A 22731-nucleotide genomic window follows, 5' to 3' on the forward strand; every position below is an offset into this window, starting at 1 on the left:
ATTATTCTATATTAGCTATTGACAAAATAATTAATATGTTATTATATTATTATACCGGTACAATTAAAATAAAACGGTCAAATTGGAGAGTGAACATGTCTAAGAAGGTGAGAGATTATCCGAAGCTCGCTAGTGATATTTTGGAGGCTGTCGGCGGGAAAGAGAACATTGCAAATGCGACACGTTGCGCAACAAGACTTCGTCTCGTATTAAAGCGTTCTGATCCAAAGGCTAAGAAAAAAGTTTCCGAAATGCCTGGTGTTATTACAGTAGTAGAGAATAACGGACAGTTTCAGGTCGTTATTGGGCAGCATGTTGGAGAGGTTTACGACAATTTTGCAAGCTTAGTAGATTTAGAGACAGGAGATAACGAGGAGTCTGGACAGGCAAAAGGAACGATTTTAAATCGTGTTATTGCAACAATGTCGGCTGTTTTCGCTCCGTTCATTTATATTTTAGCTGCAGCGGGTATTTTACAGGGGATGTTGATCCTCGTAACACTGCTATTCCCAGCGTTCGAGCAAACGGGGACATATGAGGTATTTAGCTTTATCTCATGGGCGCCATTTACGTTTTTACCTATCTTCATTGCCATAACGGCAGCGAGACACTTTAAGAGTAATGTGTACATTGCCGTAGCAGCGAGTGCAGCTTTAGTCAGTCCAACTTGGACAGAAATCGCTGGCAGAATCGCGGATGGCGAAACAATCACGTTTCTTGGATTAGCACTTTCTGAAACAGTGTATACATCATCTGTATTACCACCATTATTCATGGTGTGGATGCTATCATACGTAGAAAAATTCTTAAATAAACGCATGCATGAAGTAGTGCGACCACTGTTTGTACCGCTAATCTCATTAGTGATTATGGTACCAGTAACGATTCTCTTAATCGGTCCATTATCCACAATTGGCGCTAATGGAATTGCAAACGGATACAACTTCCTTGCAGAGAATGTCCCTGCTTTAGCAGGTGCCTTGATCGGTGCCTTTTGGCAAGTGCTCGTTATCTTTGGCGTTCACTGGGGCATCACGCCGATGGTTCTCGCAAACTTTGATTTATACGGGCGAGACTCGTTCCAGGCCTACCAAACAATTGCCGTTGTCGCGCAAATCGGTGCCGTGCTTGGAGTTGTACTTCGAGCGCGTAATCAAGAGACGCGTAAGGTTGGTGTCTCAGCCGGTGTGACAGGTATTTTCGGTATCACCGAACCCGCGATTTACGGGGTAACGCTTCGCTTTAAAAAGCCGTTCCTATATGGCTGTATCGGCGGTGCATCAGGTGCGATTGTCGCAAGCTTCTTTAATCCTTATTACTTCGCTTACGCTGGTCTGCCAGGTCCACTCACGATCGTCAACGCGATTGGCGCAGAGTCTCCAAGCTCGATTTGGGGCGTCTTGATCGGCTGTGCGATTGCGATTGTGATCCCTGTCGTCCTCATTGGAATCTTTGGCTACGGCGAGGATACTGCTAAGGATGCTTCGGGGGAAACGTTAGAGAACACATCGTCCACATCGTCAACGAATCAAAATGAAGAATCTATTGAAGCACCATTAGCGGGCAATATCATCCCACTTTCTCAAGTACCAGACGAGGTATTTAGCTCTGGAGCTATGGGGCAAGGAGTTGGAATTGAGCCAGAATCAAACCGCGTAACGTCGCCATTTGATGGGACAGTCGTCATGATTGCACCAACAAAGCACGCAATCGGTCTACGTTCAGAAAGTGGCATTGAGCTACTCGTTCACGTGGGGTTAGACACAGTTAGTATGGACGGGGCACCGTTCACATTAAAAGTAAAAGAAGGCGACAAAATTACGAAAGGGCAGGAGCTTATCGAGTTTGATGATAGCCAAATTAAGGAGAAGGGCTTTGTCACAACCACGCCCGTTATCATCACAAACGCAGATGAGTTTGAAGCCGTCGTTATTCGCGACACGCAAAAGCCAACAGGAACAGAGCCGTTATTTACGGTAGTCAAATAGGAGGCGAATCACATGCAACAGTTACCGAAAGATTTCTTATGGGGTGGCGCATTAGCTGCTCACCAGTTTGAAGGTGGATGGAACGCAGGCGGAAAAGGACCAAGTGTTGTCGATGTAATGACAGCAGGTGCGCACGGTGTTCCTCGTAAAATTACAGCCGAGATCGAAGAAAATGAGTTTTACCCAAATCACGAGGCGATCGATTTCTACCATCGTTTTAAAGAAGATATCGTGATGTTTAGCGAGATGGGTCTAAAATGCTTACGTACATCCATTGGTTGGAGCCGTATCTTCCCAAAAGGAGATGAAGAGGAGCCGAACGAAGAAGGCCTACAGTTTTACGATGACGTATTTGATGAACTCATTAAGCACGGTATTGAGCCAGTTATCACGCTCTCTCACTTCGAGATGCCACTTCATTTAGCTCGTGAATACGGTGGATTCAGAAGTCGTAAAGTGGTCGATCACTTCGTCCGCTTTGCAGAGGTTGTCTTCAATCGTTATAAAGACAAGGTAACGTATTGGATGACGTTTAATGAGATCAATAACAAAATGGACGTCCACAACCCTCTTTTCCTCTGGACGAATTCAGGTGTGACGGTTGAGGAAGGCGAGAACGCGAAGGAGATCATGTATCAAACAGGTCACCATGAGCTAATCGCGAGTGCGCTTGCGGTCACGAAGGGGAGAGAGATTAATCCGGAGTTTGAGATTGGGGCGATGGTGTCGCACGTGCCGATCTATCCGTACTCCTCCAATCCAGAGGACGTGATGCTAGCGGAGGAGTATATGCGCCAGCGCTATTTCTTCCCAGATGTGCAGGTGCGTGGCTACTATCCACGCTATGCGCTGAAGGAATTTGAGCGCGAGGGCTACGATATCCCAATCCTTGATGGAGATGAGGAGATTTTGCTCAACGGCAAGGTTGATTATCTCGGCTTTAGCTACTACATGTCGACAACGGTTAAGAGCGACGTTCAAGCTGACAATAAAGGAGATATCGTGAACGGCGGATTGCCACACGGCGTGACGAACCCGTATATTCAGGCGAGTGACTGGGGCTGGTCGATTGATCCGACAGGCCTTCGCTATACGCTCAACCGCTTTTATGATCGCTACCAAATCCCTCTCTTTATTGTGGAAAATGGGTTTGGTGCTGTGGATACGATTGAGGACGATGGTTCTATTCATGATGACGCACGAATTGCGTATTTACAGTCTCACATTGAAGCATTAGGGAAGGCTGTGAACGAAGACGGCGTTGAACTCATCGGCTATACACCGTGGGGCATTATCGACATTGTCTCCTTTACAACAGGAGAAATGAAGAAACGCTACGGCATGATTTACGTCGATCGTGATAACGAAGGCAATGGATCGATGGAACGTAAGAAGAAGGACTCCTTCCATTGGTATAAAGACGTGATTGCATCTGGCAGAGTACTAGATTATCAGCAGCAGAAGTAGTGTGAGGAGAAGGACCGCCCGGGTTGGGCGGTCCTTTTTGGGTTGTTGTGGAGTGGTGCCAAAATGCCGAGCTGTGGTGCCAAAATTAGGGTGAGTTGTACTAAATCAAGGATGGCGCGTGCAAAAACGCCAGAGGTTTGTGCCAAAATGAGCGTATATTGTGCAAAAAAGTAAATGAAATGAAAGTTTAAGCCTTGTATCAACTAACTTAATCATAGAAACAAACATATGCTATTAAACATTCTCGACTATTTAAAACGTGATTGTTACGATTTGTGATATGCTTTCTATACAAACAGAAAGGTGGGAGCATAGATGATTTTATCTGATCAAACCATTCGAGACATGATGAAGTCTGGCGCGTTACATATTAGTGATGTAGCAGAAGAACAAATTCAGCCAGCAAGCGTGGATTTAACGCTAGGAACGTCGTTTAGGCAAATAAAAGCTAGAGATGGAGGCGCACTGTCGTTAGAGGATCCTGTGGAGACAGAGGAAATACATGGAGAGCTAATGATTGTTGCACCACATTCGTTCCTGCTAGCAACGACACAAGAAGTCATTCAGCTGCCAGATAATATTAGTGCATTTGTAGAAGGGCGAAGCAGTATAGGGCGAATGGGGTTATTTATCCAGAACGCAGGGTGGGTTGATCCGGGGTTTAAAGGAGAAATTACGCTTGAGCTTTACAATGCGAATCGTGTGCCTATTGAATTGCAGGCAGGACGACGTATTTGTCAGCTTGTATTAGCAAAGATGGATCGCCCAGCAACTGTACCTTATAGGGGGAAATACCAGAACCAGCGAGGTGCGATGGGTAGTCGTATTCATTTAGATCGTGATACAAAGCGAGGATCATAAGCATATAGTAAAGAATAAAGACGGTTTGACAAGGGCGAAAAAATCCTATAATATCTGTATTATTCAATGTAAATAGTAATAATTACGATTTACATAAATGAATGACCTAACTATGTATTCCTGGAGGTTATAGATGTGGAGGAGCACCAAAATCGCATTCCGGTTACTGTGCTGACAGGTTTTTTAGGTGCAGGTAAAACAACACTTTTAAATCATTTATTAAGCGAGCGCCATAAGGAACGAATTGCTGTCGTTGTAAATGAATTCGGAGACGCAGGAATTGATCAACAGCTTGTGATAGGAGCTGAAGAAAATATTTTAGAGCTTAATAATGGATGTATTTGCTGTAAAATTCGTACGGATTTACTTGATACGCTATATGGATTAGCAAGTGCTATTTATGAGAAGGGGCACGAACCAATTGATCGTGTCATCATTGAGACAACAGGGATTGCAGAGCCTCAGCCGGTCGCACAAACTTTTTTTGTGGAGCAGGACTTGGCAGAGCTATATCATCTGGATACATTTGTAACCGTCGTTGATAGCTACCACATTCAACAACAGCTTCATATGCACGAAGAAGTAAGAAAGCAAGTAGCGTTTGCAGATGTACTTATTTTAAATAAGTCAGAGCTTATTCCACAAAGTGAGCGAAAGCTTGTAGAAGAACTCGTTTGTGGAATCAATCCACATGCGCCTATGTATATGAAGGACTGTGACAGCGTAGACCCATCTATGTTAATCGGACAGTTTACATTTGACTTGCATGAGAAGCCGGTAGCCGACACACATTCGTTCACTCCTCATCATGGTACAACCTCCATTGTACTGCGTACAGATAAGCCAATAGCAATCGAGACCTTCGAAGGATGGTTTTCTCGTGTGCTAGAGGAGCAAGGAGAGAATATGTACCGTTTTAAAGGCATTCTTTCTGTAGCCAATTTGGATCATCGCCTTGTCTTTCAAGGTGTCCACATGCTTGTTGCAGCCAAAACGGGCACGATCTGGGAAGCGAATGAAGCTAGAAGAAGTGAGTTTGTCATTATAGGAAAGAATTTAAACAAGGAGAGCTTTCAGAGAGCATTTGATGCTTGCACGGTGAGTGTGCAGCCCTCATTAGATAGCATGTAACACTATTTTCGGACAAGAAGGAGTGGGGAAAGTGGAAAAAATACCTGTGACGGTGCTGAGTGGTTATCTTGGCGCTGGGAAGACGACAATGCTTAATCATTTATTGCAAAACAGGGAAGGGCTTCGCATTGCTGTCATTGTGAACGATATGAGCGAGATCAATGTGGACGCAGATTTGATTGATCAGGGAGGCTTTAAGCGAACGGAAGAAAAGCTTGTAGAGATGTCGAATGGATGTATTTGTTGTACCTTGCGTGAGGATCTACTCATCGAAGTAGAGAATCTCGTGAAGCAAGGGAATATTGATCATATTGTTATTGAGTCAACAGGTATCAGTGAGCCTGTGCCGGTTGCGCAAACCTTCTCTTATATTGATGAAGAGACGGGCATTGACCTTACTCGATTTTGCTACATCAACAACATGGTGACCGTAGTGGATGTTTATCGTTTTTGGCATGACTATGAGTCTGGAGATTCGCTTTTAGATCGCGAGCAATCCCTTGGAGAAGACGATACGAGAAAGGTTGCAGACTTGTTAATTGATCAAATCGAGTTTTGTAATGTCCTCGTGTTAAATAAAACAGATATGATTGAGCCACAACAACTAAGAAAGCTTGAAGGTGTTTTAAGAAAGTTACAGCCAGAAGCAGAGGTAATTCGAACTAACTACGGAAAAATTTCATCTCGAGATATATTATCGAACACGCGCTTTGATTTTGATCAGGCCAGTAGATCGGTAGGATGGATCAAAGAGTTAGATGCTCCAGAGCACACTCCTGAGACAGAAGAGTATGGTATCTCAAGCTTTGTATATCGAAGAAAAGTGCCTTTCCATACGGAGCGTTTCGGCGCTTGGCTCAGCCGTATTCCAACGGCGATTGTAAGAGCGAAAGGAGCTATTTGGACTGCGACACATAATGATTACGTCATGATGCTTTCTCAAGCAGGACCATCTATCTCGTTAAGTCCTGTCGCATATTGGATAGGTGCGCTTCCTAGAGTCGAACAGGAAAAATATCTGCAGGCAAATAAAAGTCTACAGGATGAATGGGATCCTCAATTTGGGGATCGGAAGACAGAGCTTGTGATCATTGGGGTTGACCTTCCTCGTCATTTAGTAGAAGAGGAGCTAGACCGTTGTCTATTAACACCTCATGAGCTTGACTCGGACTGGACGACAATTAAGAATCCTTTTGAAAAAGTAGAAGCTAATCAGCACTAAAAAAGAACGATGCCTCGATTATGTGGAGGCATCGTTTTTATTTGGATGGAAGTTCGGGGAGGGGGTTGTGCTGGGCTTGGAGGAGGTGGTGCTGAATTTGGGTGAGGCGGTGCAAAATCGGGGCGATTGCGTGCAAAAACGCCAGAGGTTTGTGCCAAATTCAGCGCATGTTGTGAAAAAAAGTAAATAAAATGGAAGGGCGAACTGCCATTCTGCGCGGAAAGTACTGCTTGTTATCGCGCTAGTTGTCATTAACAGAATCATATTATAGATACTTCATACAAATATGGAAAATGTTTAATCTGGCGTGCTATACTTCTCGTATAGACTTTCCGAGGAGGACATCATGGGGCGCACACTGGATTTTAAGCACGATTCCATCTTTCCACTATTACTTAAAACAAGTATTCCACTCCTGTTAGCATCTACTGTTACGATGATTGTGCAACTTGCAAGCATTGCCTTTATGGGTAACATTAGTGCAACAGATATATACATACGGGCGTTGTATACGCCATTCGCGTTTCTCACCATTGCTTTAACAGAGGGCTTTCAAATCAGCAATCAACTATTGATCGCTCGCTTGAAGGGAAGCGGAAAGCAGGAAGAATTGAAACGCACGATCGTCAATATGGCCGCGTTTAGTATAGGCATCTCCTTCATAGTGGCTGTGCTCATTTATCTGACAGCACCTGTTATTGCCGCCTACTATCAAGTTCCTGCAGATATTAGCGGAGCGTTTGTAAGCTTTTTAAGTGCCATGTTTTTTGTGAACATCCTCGTGATAGTTACGATGGTAGTCACATCGTCGTTGCGCGGAGCAGGATACGTGAACCTCTCTGTGCTCCTCAATATTCTATACGCCGGTAGTAATATCAGCCTCGTCTACCTGTTCGCTTTTCATGCGGAGCTTGGAATTTTTTCAATTGTGTACGCAAACCTAATTAGCTCAATCGTTTTTACAGCTATAGCGATCGTGAAGCTCCACCGATATAAGCTAATCGAGTGGAAGCGTCAGTACGCAGTATTTTACCAACCCGCCCTTATCTTTTTGAGAAACATTGGTCTACCTATCTCGTTATCGTATATCATCATCTTTATTAGTAATTTTCTGTTTAACCGCATCGTGACACCTTTTGGCATGGAGGCCGTGTCTGGGTTTGGTGTTGCGTATTCGATTCAAACGTTTGTTATCATTCCTGCAATAGCAATTGGAAGTAGCTTAGGCATTATAATGAATAGCAACATAGGAGCAGGCATTGCCTATTACTCACGAGTACTAGATGCGTATAAGGTAGCTGTTCTGTTTACAATGGCAGTCTACGCTGTGATTGGAGTTAGCCTCTTATTTTCATATGAAGCGGTAGTGGGAGTCATGTTAGAGGATACGGTATCGATCGGATTTGCTAGCGATTTTATACGGATTTTGGCGCCGTCCTATTTTATTATGGGACTAGTGCTGATGGCGCTCACGACGCTGGAGCAAATCAACAAAGGTGTGATTGCGCTCGTGCTTAACGCCGCATATTTTGCTGTCATAGCAGCGGTAGGCTGGTACTTAACACAGCAGTTTAACGACCTCACGTATTTTTACTGGACGTTTTTTACCGTCAATATGTTTGGCGGCCTGTGCGCCATCTATACTTGGCGTGTTGTTAAGAAGGAGTATGGCGACCCGGCAATTTTGCAGGACGATTATGCAGAGGCTAGTGGGTGAGAAAATAGTAGGTGAGCAGTAGGCACTCAGGTGTCTGCTGCTTTTTTCAGGTTGGGGAGGGGTAGCTTGATGAATTTAGAGGGATTGGTGCTGAATTTAGGGTGAGTTGTACTAAATCGAGGATGGCGCGTGCAAAAACGCCAGAAGTTTGTGCTAAATTCAGCACATGTTGTGCAAAAAAGTAAATTATATGGAATTTCATATACGCATTCTCATTTATTTTAAGTGTTTACTTCCTATATCAAGTTATCTATAAAGTCTAAGAGTAAATGTCTACAAATGTATACACAAATGATAACCTATAAATTACCAGAGGAGGGGTTGGTAATGACGAACTATCGTAAGCGAATGTTTAGAGGGGCCAAAATTGAAGATTGCATAGAGGACTTTATTCAAATGGAGCAATCTTCTAGAATAGACATGCACAAAGGTGAGGAGGAATTGGCCTTAGTATCAAAAGGAATGAATATAGCGTATCGCTATATTGTGAATAGGATGGTAAGGGATTTTGACTATCAAAGGGGAGAGTTAGAAATGGAAAAAAAGCTACTAGATTTAGAAAAGTTGTTTAGAAGACTCTCAGAAAGTAATCTAGAACAAAGCAAAAAAGACCTGTTGGAAACTGTTCAAGAAACCCACTTCAAAGAAGATATACTGGAGGAAGCATTAGACGATCTCAAAAATATTTCTCCAGATAATCAAAGAGGTATGTTTGAAGGGATGAGTGTCGCTTATGAGCAGGTGGCTAATTATATTTCGATTGTAATAAATAGTACTGATAAAATTTCACTTAAACATTTGAATCAGCTGATCCTTCTGATTGAAAATAATCATTCAGTGAAAGCAGAGTTACAGGAAGAAGATGAAGATACGGTAACTTATCAAAATGGCTTTGCAAATGGAATGAAAGCAGGTTTTAACCTTGCGAAAATGGAGATGAAACAGATGATCAATATGGAAAAATAGTTAGGAGGATAGGAAGTATGTGGGAGCTGTTTAACCAAGATGTTTTAATTATTATTTATTGTTTAGTCATGGGGTATATGAATATTTCTTATTTAAAGGATTATACATCTATTCGAGATGGTTTAAGAGATATGAGTTCAAAAGAGGTCGAGTTTAATACCGAGAGCTTGTTCTTAGTTCTTTTCACACTAAGTTTTTGGTTCGTTAGAAGCTGGCTCATTTACTTCCTTGCTTATCACTTAACGGGCTATGAAACCATTCTTGTAATAGCAGGATTATTTATTATTTTAGATGGTTATCATGCTATTTTTAACTATCGTATAGAAAAATTAAGGAAGTCTAATATTCCTTTAATCAGGTCAATATCAGATACTATATTTATTAGTGTGTTTATCGTCTACTATCTAATTAATTTTATCTAGACGACTTAGACGTTACATAAAACAATCGTTTATATTCTAATTCTTGTAGAGATTAACTAATAGTAGATATTAGCACTATATACATAAAAAACACCCACTCCTTTTTTCTCAAGAGGGTGGGCGCTATAGCAATTATCTACTGTCGAAGCCACTTTATCATGTATCCCATAGCGACCTTTATGGATATAAAGAAGCACTATAAAATCTTTTCATGATTAGGAACCATGCCGCTATTATGAATTTCGTTTAATCGAGAGAAGTCCACTTTACTTCCCCGTCACTTACGTTGACTATAAATATTTCTTCATCTTTTTTAGCTTTGAACACTCCTGATTGAAAGTCGGTTTTAGTACGTTGATAAAATACACCTTCAATAAAATAAGTGGAAGGCTCATCCAAGGATAGAGTGTAGTTATCGTCTTCTTTAACTATATATGCTGAGACACCAATATCAAATTCTGAGTCATGTGAAATCTTGTCTTTGCTAACCTCGACAATTGTTAAATCAACGTCTATTAATATGTTTAACAAGTCATTAACCAGAGATCCTTTAACTAGCATGTCCCATTTACTTCTTCTTGGCTGTCCAATTAGCACATGATCAATTTTCTTTTCAACTACAACCTCTGCAATAGTAGTAGCCACTTTCTCATTACTAATCGTTCTTTTAAGAAGTGGAATTTTATAATCAGAAGCTATTGATTCAATCTCATCCAAGGTCCTAGTATTCTCATAATAGTTAGTTTCATGGTCTCGGATAAGAGTTAATGCGTAACAGGTTTTATCTAAACCTAAAGAAAATTCAACCCCTTTATTTAACAGCATTTCGGTATTTCTATAATTTGCAATACATACTAATGTGCGTTTTGCCATAGGTTACACCACCTGTTATGATTTTAAATTATGCGTTGAAACGATGTGTATATCTATTTGGTCTAATTCTCTCATTATAGAGTTTACGATAGATCCTTTAAGAATTTCCTCCCTCCTTGTCCTGGCGGATTGTCCCAATATTATATTAGTTATTCCAAATTCTTTAGCTACATCTGCTATGATTTTTGCTATTTTACGGTCTTTTTCTTTTTGAATAAATATAGCGTCAAACTGCATAGCTAGTCGTTCCCAAGCTTCGACTTTATCAAGCTGTTTTTTAGTAGGAGACTGACCTGCAACATGAAGGACATACAAACCAGCTTTTAATCGATTAGCCATTCGCCAGCCTCTTCTCATTAATGCTTCAGCTGTAGGTTCGTATCCTATACAAACTAAGATCTTCTCGCTAGCCCATGTAGGTCCTGTTTCGCCTGACTTCTCCATCTCTTTCACAATTTTGTCATCAATGTTATTGGCTATCTCTCTTAATGAAAGTTCTCGAAGAGCAGCAAGCTTATTAAGAGTAAAGAAGTTTTTAATAGATTGCTCAATTTTGTCTGAAGAGTAAATCTTCCCGTCTATCATACGTTTTTGCAACGTTTCTGGTGAAATATCTATTAAAATTACTTCAGTAGCGAGTTGGAGAAAGGTGTCAGGAATTCGTTCCCTGACACCTATTCCAGAGATTTGTTGCACGTTCTCATGTAAACTTTCGAGATGTTGAATATTAACTGCTGAGTAGACCGAGATGCCGTTACTTAAAATCTCGGCAATGTCTTGATACCTTTTTTTATTTAAAGAACCAGGAATATTTGTATGGGCTAATTCATCTATTAATACAATATCAGGTCTACGTGCAACAATTGCTTCGAGGTCTAATTCATAAAACTTTCTTTCTTTATAAATAAGCTCTTTTAAAGGGACTTTCTCTAAGTCTCCTATTACACGTTCGGTATCTTGCCTACCGTGCGATTCTACAAAGCCGATGACAACATCTTTACCTTCGTGAGCTAGTTCATTTGCTTCTACAAGCATGCGATATGTTTTACCAACTCCAGGAGCTGATCCTATAAATAGCTTCAATTTACCATTATGTGAGCTTCTAATGATATCTAAAAAATAGTCAGGGCCTTTACCACTAAAGCTCATCCAATTTCCCATAACTACCACTTCCATCTACTAATTCAAGCAACGATAGATTTAATTGCAGGACATTTACTCTTTCTGCTCCAAAAACACCAAGGTCTCTTCCTTCTGTGTGACCTTCTACAAGTTCTATTAATTGCCATTCCTCTACTTGTATGGCTTCGCTTATTCTAGATACTTGAACGATTGCAGCCTCAGGTGTAATGTGTGGATCAAGTCCAGAAGCGGAGTTTGTTAAAAGATCTATAGGTACCTCATTAGCAGGGGTAGTTGGGTTGCTTGTTTCCCATTCTACTAATGCGGAGTCGATTCTTTCTAACAATTCTGAATTACTTAATGAATAATTTTCTGATCCAGAATTTCTTCCGTCAAATTCAATACTTGATATTCTTCCATGGAAGAATTGAGGATCAGTAAAAGATTGACCAATAAAAAGTGAACCTATCGGTTTTTTTTCTTCATCATAAAGAATACTTCCGTTAGCTTTTTCATACATGGTTACTTGAGCTATCCCAGTCATTGCAACAGGGTAGATGAACCCACATAAAATCATGATGATAAGGGATAGTCGAATTAGAGAAAGTAAGGGTACGCCTAGTTTAAACATGATTGTTTCCTCCAAGATTTTAGATTACATGATAAATTGAATCGCCATGTCGATTATTTTGATTCCGATGAACGGTGTAACAACACCGCCAAGTCCATAGATGAAAAGGTTTCGCTTTAATAAACGTGATGAACTCATTGGTTTGTAAGCTACCCCTCGCATTGCCAATGGAATAAGCAATGGAATAATTACGGCATTAAAGATTAGGGCAGATAAGATTGCTGAAGTGGGTGTACTCAAATTCATTATATTAAGTGCCTGTAGTTCTGGAATAGCTACCATAAATATAGCTGGTATAATCGCAAAATATTTAGCGATGTCATTAGCTATACTAAATGTTGTCAATGAACCTCTTGTCATCAATAACTGTTTTCCAATTGTGACGACTTGAATAATTTTACTTGGATCTGAATCTAGGTCGACCATGTTCCCAGCTTCTTTCGCAGCAGATGTGCCCGAGTTCATAACGAGCCCTACATCAGCTTGTGCCAAAGCAGGTGCGTCATTTGTACCATCGCCGGTCATAGCAACTAACTTACCCTCCGCTTGCTCTTTTTTTATCAGCTTTATCTTATCTTCAGGTTTACACTCTGCTACGTAATCATCTACTCCGGCCTCTTTTGCAATTGTCCTAGCTGTCACCGGGTTATCGCCAGTGCACATAATAGTTTTTATACCCATACTACGTAGCTCAGCAAATTTTTCTTTCATTCCAGGCTTTACGGTATCCTTTAAATGAATAATTCCGAGTATTTGACAGTCGATAGCTACAGCTAAAGGAGTTCCGCCTTGTTCGGATATGTTTAGAGCAATATCATGTACTTCCTGAGGAGTACTTCCGCCATGTTCAATTACAAATGCCTTTACAGCATCAACGGCTCCCTTCCTAACCTTCCTGTTATTTTGTAAATTTGCTCCACTCATTCTTGTTTCAGCAGTAAAAGGAATAAATTCACCTTTTTCGCTAGTTCTGAGCGTAATATCTGGAGTGCTCTTGATCAAATCAATGATTGATCGCCCCTCTGGTGTTTCGTCATCTATGGATGCTATTAATGTCCAATAATACATCTCTTCTTTAGAGGAGCCGTTCACTGGAATTAATTCGCACGCCATTCTATTCCCAAAAGTGATTGTTCCAGTTTTATCAAGAACCATTGTAGTTATGTCGCCAGCTGCTTCAACTGCTTTACCTGACATAGCTATTACGTTAAATTGCGTTACTCTATCCATTCCAGCTATTCCAATGGCAGAGAGTAAACCGCCAATGGTTGTAGGAATCAGACATACGAGCAAAGCGATAAGAATTGGGACACTAATCTCAATGCCTAGATAGGAAGAGAGAAATGGTAATGTTATAACTACAATCATAAAAATTAAAGTTAGACTGATTAACAGTGTGTTTAGAGCAATTTCGTTTGGGGTCTTTTGTCGCTTAGCTCCCTCAACCATGGATATCATTTGGTCCAAAAAGCTTTCGCCTGGATTACTTGTAATGCAAATTTTCAAGTAATCGCTTATAACTTTTGTTCCACCCGTAACAGAGCTAAAATCACCACCGGATTCTTTTAATACAGTGGCAGATTCCCCTGTAATTGCTGACTCATCCACACTAGCAATGCCTTCTATAATTTCGCCATCACTTGGAATTAATTCTCCTGCTCGAACGAGGACTATGTCTCCTTTACGCAGGTCTTGTGAAGGAACAATAGTTTCTGTGCCGTTTTTATCTATTTTAGTTGCCTTTCCTTCTTTTTTAGTTTTTTTCAATTCATTTGCTTGCGCTTTACCTCGTCCTTCGGCAAATGCCTCAGCAAAGTTAGCAAACAATACGGTTACAAATAAAATGATAGAAACTATTATATTAAACCATCGTAAAGAAGGGTCTGGTGCGACAAAGGAATAAAGTAAGGCAATGCTAAGTCCTATTTGGACAACAAACATAATTGGATTTTTAATCATTACTATAGGGTTTAGCTTTTTAAAACTGTCCTTTAAAGCTGGAGCAACTAATTTCATATCTATTAGTGATTTGTTCATTCCATTTTCCTCCAAGTTAGAGATAAAGTGTTACCCATTCCGCAATTGGTCCAATAACTAATGTTGGGAAGAAGGTTAAAGCTCCTACCACAACTGTGCTCATTATAAATAACCCACCAAAAATTGGTTCATCTGTCCGGAAGGTACCGGTAGATACTGGAACTTCTTTTTTGTTTAATAAGGCATTAGCGACTGCTAACATAGCAATGAGCGGTAGAAATCTTCCGATAAACATGACAATTGCCGTAGTTATGTTCCAAAAAAGAGTATCATCACCTAATCCTTCAAAGCCGGATCCGTTATTAGCAGCTGAAGAAGAATATTCATAAACGATTTGGCTAATACCATGAAACCCTTCGTTTGAAATAGCAGAGCTTCCAGCTTCCGTGCTTAAAGCTAAAGCAGAAAACCCTAGTATTAATAAAGGGTGAAGCAACATAACGATTGAGATAATCTTCATCTCGTTGCTTTCTATTTTTTTACCTAAGAATTCTGGTGTTCGCCCTATCATTAAACCTGTAATAAAGACAGCTATCATTGCGTACATAATTACATTCATAAACCCTGCGCCTATGCCACCAAAGATCGTATTTAACATCATGTTGCTTAAGGTTACCAACCCACTTAGCGGAGTTAATGAATCATGCATATTGTTTACAGCCCCAGTTTCTGTAGCTGTAGTTGTTACTGCATACATTGCTGATTCAGCAGGAGTAAAGCGTACTTCCTTCCCTTCCATATTAGGTTGAGACTCTGCTACTCCAAGTGGTTCCATGAGCGGATTACCACTGTATTCACCGCTAACTGCGACCAAGGATAAAACTGCAAACATAAGCCACATAGCTATATATAGCACCCAACCTTGCTTCGAGTTCCCTGCCATTTTCCCATAAGCTAAAGGTAGGGAAGCGGTGACTAAAAACATTAAAATGACTTGTAGCATATTACTAAATCCACTCGGGTTTTCGAATGGGTGGGCGGAGTTTACTCCAAAATAGCCACCACCGTTGTTACCGAGTTCTTTAATTGATAAAAAGGATCCCACTGGTCCTAAAGCAACCTCTTGAACGCTACCTTGAATAGTTTCTACTTCAACAGGACCACCTAATGTTTGAGGGACACCTAAAGCTACGAAAGCTAATCCAAACACGATCGAGATAGGTAATAAAATGCGAGTAATACCTCTGATTAAATCGACGAAATAGTTACCTAAAGACTTTCCTGTAATACCTCTGATAAAAGACATACAAATGGCTAAGGCAGAAGCAGGAGCCGCAAACATCATGAATAAAATTGCGATCATTTGAGATAGATAGCTTAAACTAGATTCGCCACTGTAATGCTGAAGGTTAGTATTCGTCATGAAGCTTATAGCAGTATTAAATGCTAAGGATGCTTCCATTGAACCTACCTCCTCTGGATTTAGAGGCATAATCCCTTGAAAGCGAAAGATGATGTAAATAACAACAATCATCAATGTATTTGTTGCGAGTAATGCTAATGCATATTCTCTCCATGTTTGTGAACGAGTATGAAGTCCACTTAGCCTATATACCATTCGCTCAAATGGTAAAAATAACTTGTCGCTTTTTGATGCTGTACCACTTTCATAGTCAAAAATACTTGCTAAATAATTCCCAAAAGGCTTTGCTACTAAAAAAAGAATCAGAATGGGAATTGCTATGGATAAAAAAGTTAGCATGGTAGTAATCCTCCTAAAGAGCTAAATGTTTTCTGCGTGAACGAGTGCATAAAAGAGATATGCAACTACGGAAATAGCGACGATAAAAATAAAAACGTTCATTTATTTATCCTCCTTCAAGATGCTAGAAAATCCAGAAATACAGCTACATATAGATATAAATAGCATCCCTAAAGTAATCATTAATACAGTATCAAGCATGATGTGGTCTCCTTTCTCAATTAAAACGGGCCCGTTACCAATTGAAAAAACAGAAAAAACGGATAAGGAAGGGTCCTCATCCGTTTTTTTGCAAAGTTGATAAGCATGCTTAAGTCGGTTTTAAACCGAAATTAGCACGCATCACAAAAAAACAATTGTCCCTTCAACGCTTACGAGGTTAGCTGTCGGATTCGGGCGCAAGAGTCGCCCTACAGCTGGCAAATGCCTAGCTGATTCACCCCAAGGATTGCAAGCTTGTTAAACTGCAAGCCACTATATTGGGTCCCCCGCTTCATATGAATTAAGCGATATACGAATTGGTATATAAATGTTTAGATAAAAAACCTAATAGGCTCCTCCAGTCTGTAAGGAAATGGGTGGTTCGTTGATGTGATTAGACTACTCCTCGCTTCAAATCCTGTAAAGATGCATAAATGAACATATTCATCTAAATAATCGCGATTTCACAATATTATTGAATATTTACTTTAAATATCTTAACCGTACGTTCTTATACTTGTGATATCCATGGAAAAGATTCCTTTCTTCTTATTTAATAGATGACATTAAATATTAATTTATCTTTGGTAATGTTTCTATCAAATGAGCTCTCCACATTAAATTCATGTTGACAATATCTAAGTAGAGGAGTACGTTTATTCTTGTTAGCAGGAGATGATCTCCTACCGAAGATTAGAAGTACCTGAAGAGAATGAACCATCTATAACAATAAAAAAACACCCACCCTCTTTTCTCAAAAGGGTGGGCGTTAAAGCAATTAAATTAACTACTGGCGAAGCCACTTTATCATCTCTCCCATAGAGGCATTTTTGCCGTAGAGGAGGATGCCGACTTCGAAGATTTTGCCGGCGAGCTTCATGACGAGCCACACGACAACGGCTAGTAGGGCGATCGCGATTCCGATTTCGACCCATGGCCATTCCTCAAGCAGCGATAGACGTACGATGAGTACGGCTGGAGAGGTGAATGGGATGAAGGTGCCGATTTGAGCTACTAGTCCACTCGGATCGGATAAAATTGGTCCGATTAAAAGGAGTGGTGAAAATGGAAGCATCATAATTAATCCTTGGAAGTTGCTTGTTGAGCTCATGTCTTCGATCGTGGCGCCTAGTCCAACAAATAGCGCCGCAAAGAATAGGTAACCGAGTAATGCGATGACGATCAGTAAGGCTAATTCTGGGACAAATAGGTTTTCGAGTATTGGTAAATCGCTAAATCTCCATAGAACAAATGGGATGGCGATTAACATCCAGACGCCAACCTGGACCATACCAAGCCAAAAGTATCCGATGATTTTGCCCTGCATAAGATCCGAAGGTGATAGAGAGGATAGCACGATTTCGGATACCTTCTCTTTCTTTTCCTGCGAAGCGGATTGGAAGATCATCATGCCTGTCATGACGATGGAGAAAAGAATGAGTCCGGCAAATGCACCAGGAACGAGACGGGTAAACGGATCTGTCTCAGCAAGCCCTGGGTCAGCAACAGGCTCCGCCGCTTGCTCCTGCTCGCTTGATAATTCGGTGGCATTAAATTGTACGCCACTTGCAACGACGGCCATTTGCTCGTCGGATAGCCCAGCTTCCTGCAAGCTAACCTGCTGGAGCGGCTGCGCTAATAGTTGCACGTCAACAGCGAAGGAGTCAGGTGTTGCCTCTGTAGTGTAGTAGTTGACTTGCCCTTCGCTAATAGCTGATTCGTCTAGCTGGAGAAACACAGATGCGCGGTCTGTCTCTTCGACGACTTCCTGCCATTCCTCAGGAGAATCGGTTCCTACCGTGACATTCCAATCGAGTCCGGTACTGTTTACATAAGGGGCAAGCTGCTCTTCCCATACGTTTGCTGAGTCAGATACATACAGATCGATTGGTGTCTCGTCATCACCACCTAAATTAGAAAGAAGCGTTGGTAAAGTAGCAAAAACTATAAAGATGACTGGTGTTAAAAATAGAGATATTAAGAAAGACTTATTTTTGACGTTACGTTTAAATTCCCAGCGGGCAACCTTTAAACTATTCTTCATCGTTATTTTCCTCCTCGGACGCAAGCGTTCGGTCAGATGCAATGTCTATAAAGATCTCATGGAGAGAGATGCGGTCTAGACGAAATTCGTTGATTTGGATATCTTGTGGGAGCGTGCGAATCCACTCTGACGGTACGACATCTTGATCTAAAAATAGGACGGATACATCATTAGACTGCTCGACGCGTGTCACAGACGGGATAGCCGCAAGCTTATTCTGATCGTTTTGACCGTGAATCGTACACTTAAAGCTCGCATACTCACGTTTTACATCCTCCATCGTCCCTTTAATTACTTCGCGACCCTTATGCAGCATAATCAGCCTGTCAGCCATCTCTTCAACCAGATTCATTTGATGGGCAGAAAGCAAAATGGCCGTGCCGTTTTGAGCGAGGGAGCGAATCTCCTCTTTAAAGACTTCCTGACTCACTGGGTCTAGTCCAGAGAAGGGTTCATCTAAAATAAGTAGCTCTGGCTCGTGGATCATGGAGGCGATAAACTGTACTTTTTGCCCCATCCCCTTTGATAATTCCTCAATGGAAGACTTCTCTTTTCCTTCTAAACCAAGCTTTTTTAAATACATGAGCGCGCGTTTTTTTGCTTTGTCACGTGGATAATCCTTGAGCTCCGCAAAATAGAGGAGGATATCCATGATGCTCACGTTCTTATAAAGACCGCGTTCCTCTGGTAAGTAGCCGATTTTATGCTTCGGAATGGCCTTCGTTGTTTCCCCATTAAACTCGATCGTGCCTTCATCGGGATAAAAGATCCCCATAATACTGCGAATGGTCGTGGATTTACCGGCGCCGTTCGGTCCGAGCAGAGCAGTAATTTCCCCTTTATTCACGCTAAACGAGACGTCGTGCAGAACTTGCTGATCCTTAAAGGATTTTTGTAGGTGTGAAACGGTAAGAGCTGGCGTTGTCATCGATTATTCTCCTTTCGTAAGTAGCAGTGGGATAATGTCCTCGAGCTCCGGCACTTGTTCATCCATCACTTCGAGGTTGTTATGCGTAATATAATCAAGCGTCGCGTCTGGGTCATTTGAGAGGATGACCTTCTTATACGTACGCTGGATTTCACCAGGAATGCTCGTTTCCGGCTCATCCTTCAGCCAAAACTGACGGTAAGAGGACGTGAATGTATCCTTCTCAAAGAGCTCTGACGCTTTCCCGTCTTGGAGGAAAACAAGGTAATCGGCGAGTTTTTTGATATCATCTGCTTGGTGAGAAGCGAAGACAACCGTTTTATTACGCTCTTCGGTTACTTGCAATAACGTATCCAAAAAATAAGTCCGAGACGGAATGTCCATCGCAGCTGTTGGTTCATCGAGTAAAAGGAATGGGGTGTTTTTAGCAAGAGTTAATGCTATATTGAGTTTTGTTTTAACACCGGGGGACAGTTTTTTAACACGTTTATTTAATGGGACGTCGAGCTTTTGCGATAAGGATCGATACAGAGCCTCGTCCCAGTTTGGATAAATGTCGGACATTAGTGTACCTAGCATCTTACCTGTGAATGCATCATAGCCATGCAAGGTTTGAGCTTGATAGGCAATGTGCTGTTTCCAGCTATCTTCTTGGGCGTTAACGGACTCACCATAGACTTGGATACTACCACTTTCTTGTTTAACGAGATTCATAATCATTTTAAAAAGCGTACTTTTACCAGCGCCGTTTGCGCCGATAATGGCCGTGATCGTTCCTTCTTCGATATGGAGGTTATTAATATGAAGCTGGAAGTCATCAATAGTTTTTGTGACTTTATTAATGGCGAGTGGAGCAGTCATCAGGATTCCTCCTTTGTTAATAAGCTACGGACAAGGTCCAAAATGTCGTCATCTGAGAGCTCATGCTGTTTGGCAGTTGTGATCGCCTTCATGATCGCGTCTTCAACGGCCTTACTTGCCATCGTTGTCTTCATATCAGGATCAACCTCCGCTACGAACGTGCCTTTTCCTTGAGAAGTTTTGATAAATCCGCTGTATTCAAGGTTTTGATACGCTCGTCTTATTGTGATGGAGCTAATTTCAAGGTCTTTCGCTAAAAGTCTGATTGATGGCAATGGATCACCAGTCGTCAGCTGACCGCTTGCAATCAGCGCTTTTATCTGGTGTTCGATTTGATGATAAATCGGTTCTCTTGAGGACTTGGAAAGTCGAATCGGAAGAGTCATAGTGGTCCTCCTTAATCTAAATAATCGATCGTTTTTAATCGTTTTAAAGCAACACGGAACCATTGCCATGTACATAAACCTGCAAGGGTGAGAAAAGCAAAGATAGATATAATTGTGTGCTCATTTGCTAAATAAATAGTCCAGTTTAGTAGCCCTGTATCAAACCACAATGGAAAAATAATATAAAGAGCAACGAAAAAAATAATAATAGTCATGTATGACCAAAACATCGTGAATCGTTTAATTTTGTCCCCAGGATCACTTGCGGGGAAGAGTCCACCAATAGCCATACTAATACAAATCCAGATAAGCATCAGTGCTAGGAACTGCGGAATCGCAATTGTTTCTCGAAGTACAGAGGATGTCAGATAGGTCATCGTAAAAAGGAAAGTTGTTGAGACTATGATAGCTACATATAAAACGATAAATCGACTAGTGATGATCGCTGCACGCTTAATCGGAAGTTGATAAAGCATCGAAAAATATGGTGTTGCAAATAGCCCGTCATTAACCTTTTGATATTGGAGGGCCTTTGGCTTTGTAGAAAATGGGGTCGTAACAAGATAAAAAATTAGTAGCACATCGACTAAAAAGAACGAGCTCTCCAGATAGTCTGCAATTGTTACACGGAGAAAAAACGTATAAATTACGGCTAAAAGTATGATAGTTAAATAATTCTTTACAGAAAGCTTCAGCTCCATTTTTGAAAGCCACCAAGCTCTACGTAGTGTAGCCATTAAAATCAGTCCTTTCTCTATTTGAAGTGTTATAGTGTGTATGTCTATATACACACTATAATATGGATGATGGAGATGTGCAAGGGTTTTTTGGAGGTGGAGGTTCTGGTTTAGAGGATGGTGGTGCTAAATTGGATGAGGCGGTGCAAAAATGCCGAGAGTTCGTGCCAAATTCAGAGCGTGTTGTGCAAATAAGTAAATGATATGGAAGGAAATCAAGGTGGATAACAATATATTTACAATTTAAAATGGCTGAATGAGTAAGTTCGATGTATTTTGGAGGAACGTGAACACACTTACCTAAAGCGAGTACCGAAAACCGCCAGTTGCCTTGTGCTACCACCACGTGGGGATCTTTGTACAGTGGCAGTTGAGCAATGTTGACCACTTAAACAACAAACCTACCTGTATTTGTAGATATTACCATGGTAAAATTAGTGTAATCGATGAATTTACCATGAAGGGAACATGTCAGATGACGTTATTCTATATTATTATTTTGAGCATCCCTGGGCTCATTTTTCTCGGACCAGTAGGGGTTATATTAGGGATTGTTGGAGGCATCTTTTGGGGGAGCATGGAAGCCCAGCGAAAGGAAATCAAGGAGCTGAGAGAGAAGGTAGAAGCAGCTGAAAAGTGATGTAGGAAAGGGGCAATTATGAGACATATGTTATGGGGAATCGCAGTGATCCTCGTGCTCACAGCATGCGGTAGCACGACAGAGGACGCGCTACCAGAGGACATGCCGGACGACTTTGCGTTTGCGCTATCCTACGGGTTAGGCGGCGTGAGCGAGATCAACACGTATGACGACACCTACACAAAGGATCTGATCGTCGACGGCACAACTACCACCGATTTCGTGCTCAGCGACGAGGAGTTGCGCACGATCTATCAAGCCGTTTTAGAAAATGATGTGTTAGCGCTGCCCGACGAGGGCGATGGCTTGTCATGTATGGAACCACACCACAAGTACAACCTGCAAATGACCGCAAATGGAGAAGATTATTCACTAATTTGGGACTCCTCTTGTCCGACAACGGCTGTATCAAATTGGGACGATACGATGTTGGAGATCCATCAGAATATGATCCAACCAAGAGACGAATATCAGGAGCTACCTGCAGCAACTGGAGGGTATGACTGATTTAAGAGAGGTCCAATCACGTTTAGTGGTTGGGCTTTTTTATGGAGAGGTAGTATGGTACTGAAATTAAAGGAGATCGTGCTAAATTTAGCCGAGTCCGTGCAAAAAAGCGTACGGGTGGTGCTAAAATCAGCGCATGTTGTGCAAATAAGTAAATAAAATGGGAAAGATATGCTTGTTATACGTCCTAGGACAGGATAAAGAAGGCTCAGCGAAGCGAAGTGGAGAAGGTGAACACATTATGCGAGAACGTGAACGCACTCTTTTAATCTCTATAGGGAGGCAACG

At 41.3% G+C, this 22731-nt stretch carries 21 protein-coding genes and 1 riboswitch; of the genes, 10 read left to right on the forward strand and 11 right to left on the reverse strand.

The features are described 5' to 3' along the window. The first annotated feature begins 95 nt into the window (after positions 1 to 95). The 8 genes from FLK61_RS02155 to FLK61_RS02190 all read left to right on the forward strand — a co-directional run bounded on the left by FLK61_RS02155 (position 96) and on the right by FLK61_RS02190 (position 9774). Positions 96 to 1988 (forward strand): beta-glucoside-specific PTS transporter subunit IIABC, encoded by a 1893-nt coding sequence (locus FLK61_RS02155; RefSeq protein ID WP_176007902.1) that lies wholly within the window; start codon positions 96 to 98, stop codon positions 1986 to 1988. A gap of 12 nt (positions 1989 to 2000) precedes the next feature. Then, positions 2001 to 3455 carry a 6-phospho-beta-glucosidase BglA gene (bglA, locus tag FLK61_RS02160; RefSeq protein ID WP_176007903.1) on the forward strand — a complete coding sequence of 485 codons (1455 nt, stop codon included), beginning with the start codon at positions 2001 to 2003 and terminating at the stop codon, positions 3453 to 3455. A 315-nt stretch (positions 3456 to 3770) separates the two neighbouring features. Further along, on the forward strand, positions 3771 to 4316 hold the full coding sequence (dcd, locus tag FLK61_RS02165) for a dCTP deaminase (protein ID WP_176007904.1): 546 nt from the start codon (positions 3771 to 3773) through the stop codon (positions 4314 to 4316). A 135-nt stretch (positions 4317 to 4451) separates the two neighbouring features. Next, on the forward strand, positions 4452 to 5447 hold the full coding sequence (locus FLK61_RS02170) for a CobW family GTP-binding protein (RefSeq protein WP_176007905.1): 996 nt from the start codon (positions 4452 to 4454) through the stop codon (positions 5445 to 5447). Between the two features lie 31 nt (positions 5448 to 5478). Then, positions 5479 to 6669 (forward strand): GTP-binding protein, encoded by a 1191-nt coding sequence (locus FLK61_RS02175; RefSeq protein ID WP_176007906.1) that lies wholly within the window; start codon positions 5479 to 5481, stop codon positions 6667 to 6669. A gap of 346 nt (positions 6670 to 7015) precedes the next feature. After that, positions 7016 to 8386 (forward strand): MATE family efflux transporter, encoded by a 1371-nt coding sequence (locus tag FLK61_RS02180; RefSeq protein WP_176007907.1) that lies wholly within the window; start codon positions 7016 to 7018, stop codon positions 8384 to 8386. A 327-nt stretch (positions 8387 to 8713) separates the two neighbouring features. After that, positions 8714 to 9352: a hypothetical protein gene (locus tag FLK61_RS02185; RefSeq protein ID WP_176007908.1), complete on the forward strand. Its 639-nt coding sequence runs from the start codon at positions 8714 to 8716 to the stop codon at positions 9350 to 9352. Positions 9353 to 9483: 131 nt separating this feature from the next. Then, positions 9484 to 9774 (forward strand): hypothetical protein, encoded by a 291-nt coding sequence (locus tag FLK61_RS02190; protein WP_176007909.1) that lies wholly within the window; start codon positions 9484 to 9486, stop codon positions 9772 to 9774. Between the two features lie 246 nt (positions 9775 to 10020). On the opposite strand, the gene FLK61_RS02195 is transcribed toward FLK61_RS02190, so the two are convergent. The 11 genes from FLK61_RS02195 to FLK61_RS02245 all read right to left on the reverse strand — a co-directional run bounded on the left by FLK61_RS02195 (position 10021) and on the right by FLK61_RS02245 (position 21296). Further along, positions 10021 to 10647: an adenine nucleotide alpha hydrolase family protein gene (locus tag FLK61_RS02195; RefSeq protein WP_176007910.1), complete on the reverse strand. Its 627-nt coding sequence runs from the start codon at positions 10645 to 10647 to the stop codon at positions 10021 to 10023. A 15-nt stretch (positions 10648 to 10662) separates the two neighbouring features. Then, on the reverse strand, positions 10663 to 11808 hold the full coding sequence (locus tag FLK61_RS02200) for a universal stress protein (RefSeq protein WP_430708783.1): 1146 nt from the start codon (positions 11806 to 11808) through the stop codon (positions 10663 to 10665). Beyond that, complete coding sequence (gene kdpC / locus FLK61_RS02205; protein WP_176007912.1) at positions 11786 to 12400, reverse strand: potassium-transporting ATPase subunit KdpC; 615 nt, start codon at positions 12398 to 12400, stop codon at positions 11786 to 11788. The genes FLK61_RS02200 and kdpC overlap by 23 nt, the downstream gene beginning before the upstream one ends. A 24-nt stretch (positions 12401 to 12424) precedes the next feature. Continuing rightward, positions 12425 to 14437: a potassium-transporting ATPase subunit KdpB gene (kdpB, locus tag FLK61_RS02210; RefSeq protein WP_176007913.1), complete on the reverse strand. Its 2013-nt coding sequence runs from the start codon at positions 14435 to 14437 to the stop codon at positions 12425 to 12427. 16 nt (positions 14438 to 14453) lie between these two features. Continuing rightward, positions 14454 to 16139, reverse strand: a complete 1686-nt coding sequence (kdpA, locus tag FLK61_RS02215; RefSeq protein ID WP_176007914.1) for a potassium-transporting ATPase subunit KdpA — start codon at positions 16137 to 16139, stop codon at positions 14454 to 14456. A gap of 21 nt (positions 16140 to 16160) precedes the next feature. Next, positions 16161 to 16241, reverse strand: a complete 81-nt coding sequence (locus FLK61_RS20310) for a potassium-transporting ATPase subunit F (protein ID WP_176011102.1) — start codon at positions 16239 to 16241, stop codon at positions 16161 to 16163. A gap of 251 nt (positions 16242 to 16492) precedes the next feature. Next, positions 16493 to 16658: riboswitch (cyclic di-AMP (ydaO/yuaA leader) on the reverse strand. A 469-nt stretch (positions 16659 to 17127) separates the two neighbouring features. Next, positions 17128 to 18384 carry an ABC transporter permease gene (locus FLK61_RS02225; RefSeq protein WP_176007915.1) on the reverse strand — a complete coding sequence of 419 codons (1257 nt, stop codon included), beginning with the start codon at positions 18382 to 18384 and terminating at the stop codon, positions 17128 to 17130. Next, positions 18374 to 19312, reverse strand: coding sequence for an ABC transporter ATP-binding protein (locus FLK61_RS02230; protein ID WP_176007916.1), 939 nt, complete (start codon positions 19310 to 19312; stop codon positions 18374 to 18376). Before FLK61_RS02230 ends, FLK61_RS02225 begins: the two co-directional genes overlap by 11 nt. Before the next feature lie 3 nt (positions 19313 to 19315). Further along, a complete protein-coding gene (locus FLK61_RS02235; RefSeq protein WP_176007917.1) occupies positions 19316 to 20173 on the reverse strand; it encodes an ATP-binding cassette domain-containing protein in 858 nt (285 codons plus the stop codon). Beyond that, entirely contained in the window at positions 20173 to 20559 is a 387-nt protein-coding gene (locus FLK61_RS02240) for a GntR family transcriptional regulator (protein ID WP_176007918.1), read from the reverse strand. The genes FLK61_RS02235 and FLK61_RS02240 overlap by 1 nt, the downstream gene beginning before the upstream one ends. A gap of 11 nt (positions 20560 to 20570) precedes the next feature. Continuing rightward, positions 20571 to 21296 (reverse strand): hypothetical protein, encoded by a 726-nt coding sequence (locus FLK61_RS02245; protein ID WP_176007919.1) that lies wholly within the window; start codon positions 21294 to 21296, stop codon positions 20571 to 20573. A gap of 475 nt (positions 21297 to 21771) precedes the next feature. Here FLK61_RS02245 and FLK61_RS02250 point away from each other — a divergent pair, with 475 nt between their 5' ends. After that, complete coding sequence (locus tag FLK61_RS02250; protein ID WP_176007920.1) at positions 21772 to 21936, forward strand: hypothetical protein; 165 nt, start codon at positions 21772 to 21774, stop codon at positions 21934 to 21936. A gap of 18 nt (positions 21937 to 21954) precedes the next feature. Further along, positions 21955 to 22443, forward strand: coding sequence for a hypothetical protein (locus tag FLK61_RS02255; protein ID WP_176007921.1), 489 nt, complete (start codon positions 21955 to 21957; stop codon positions 22441 to 22443). The last annotated feature ends 288 nt before the right edge of the window (positions 22444 to 22731 follow it).

This window comes from Paenalkalicoccus suaedae (assembly GCF_006965545.2).
GTDB lineage: Bacteria > Bacillota > Bacilli > Bacillales > Salisediminibacteriaceae > Paenalkalicoccus > Paenalkalicoccus suaedae.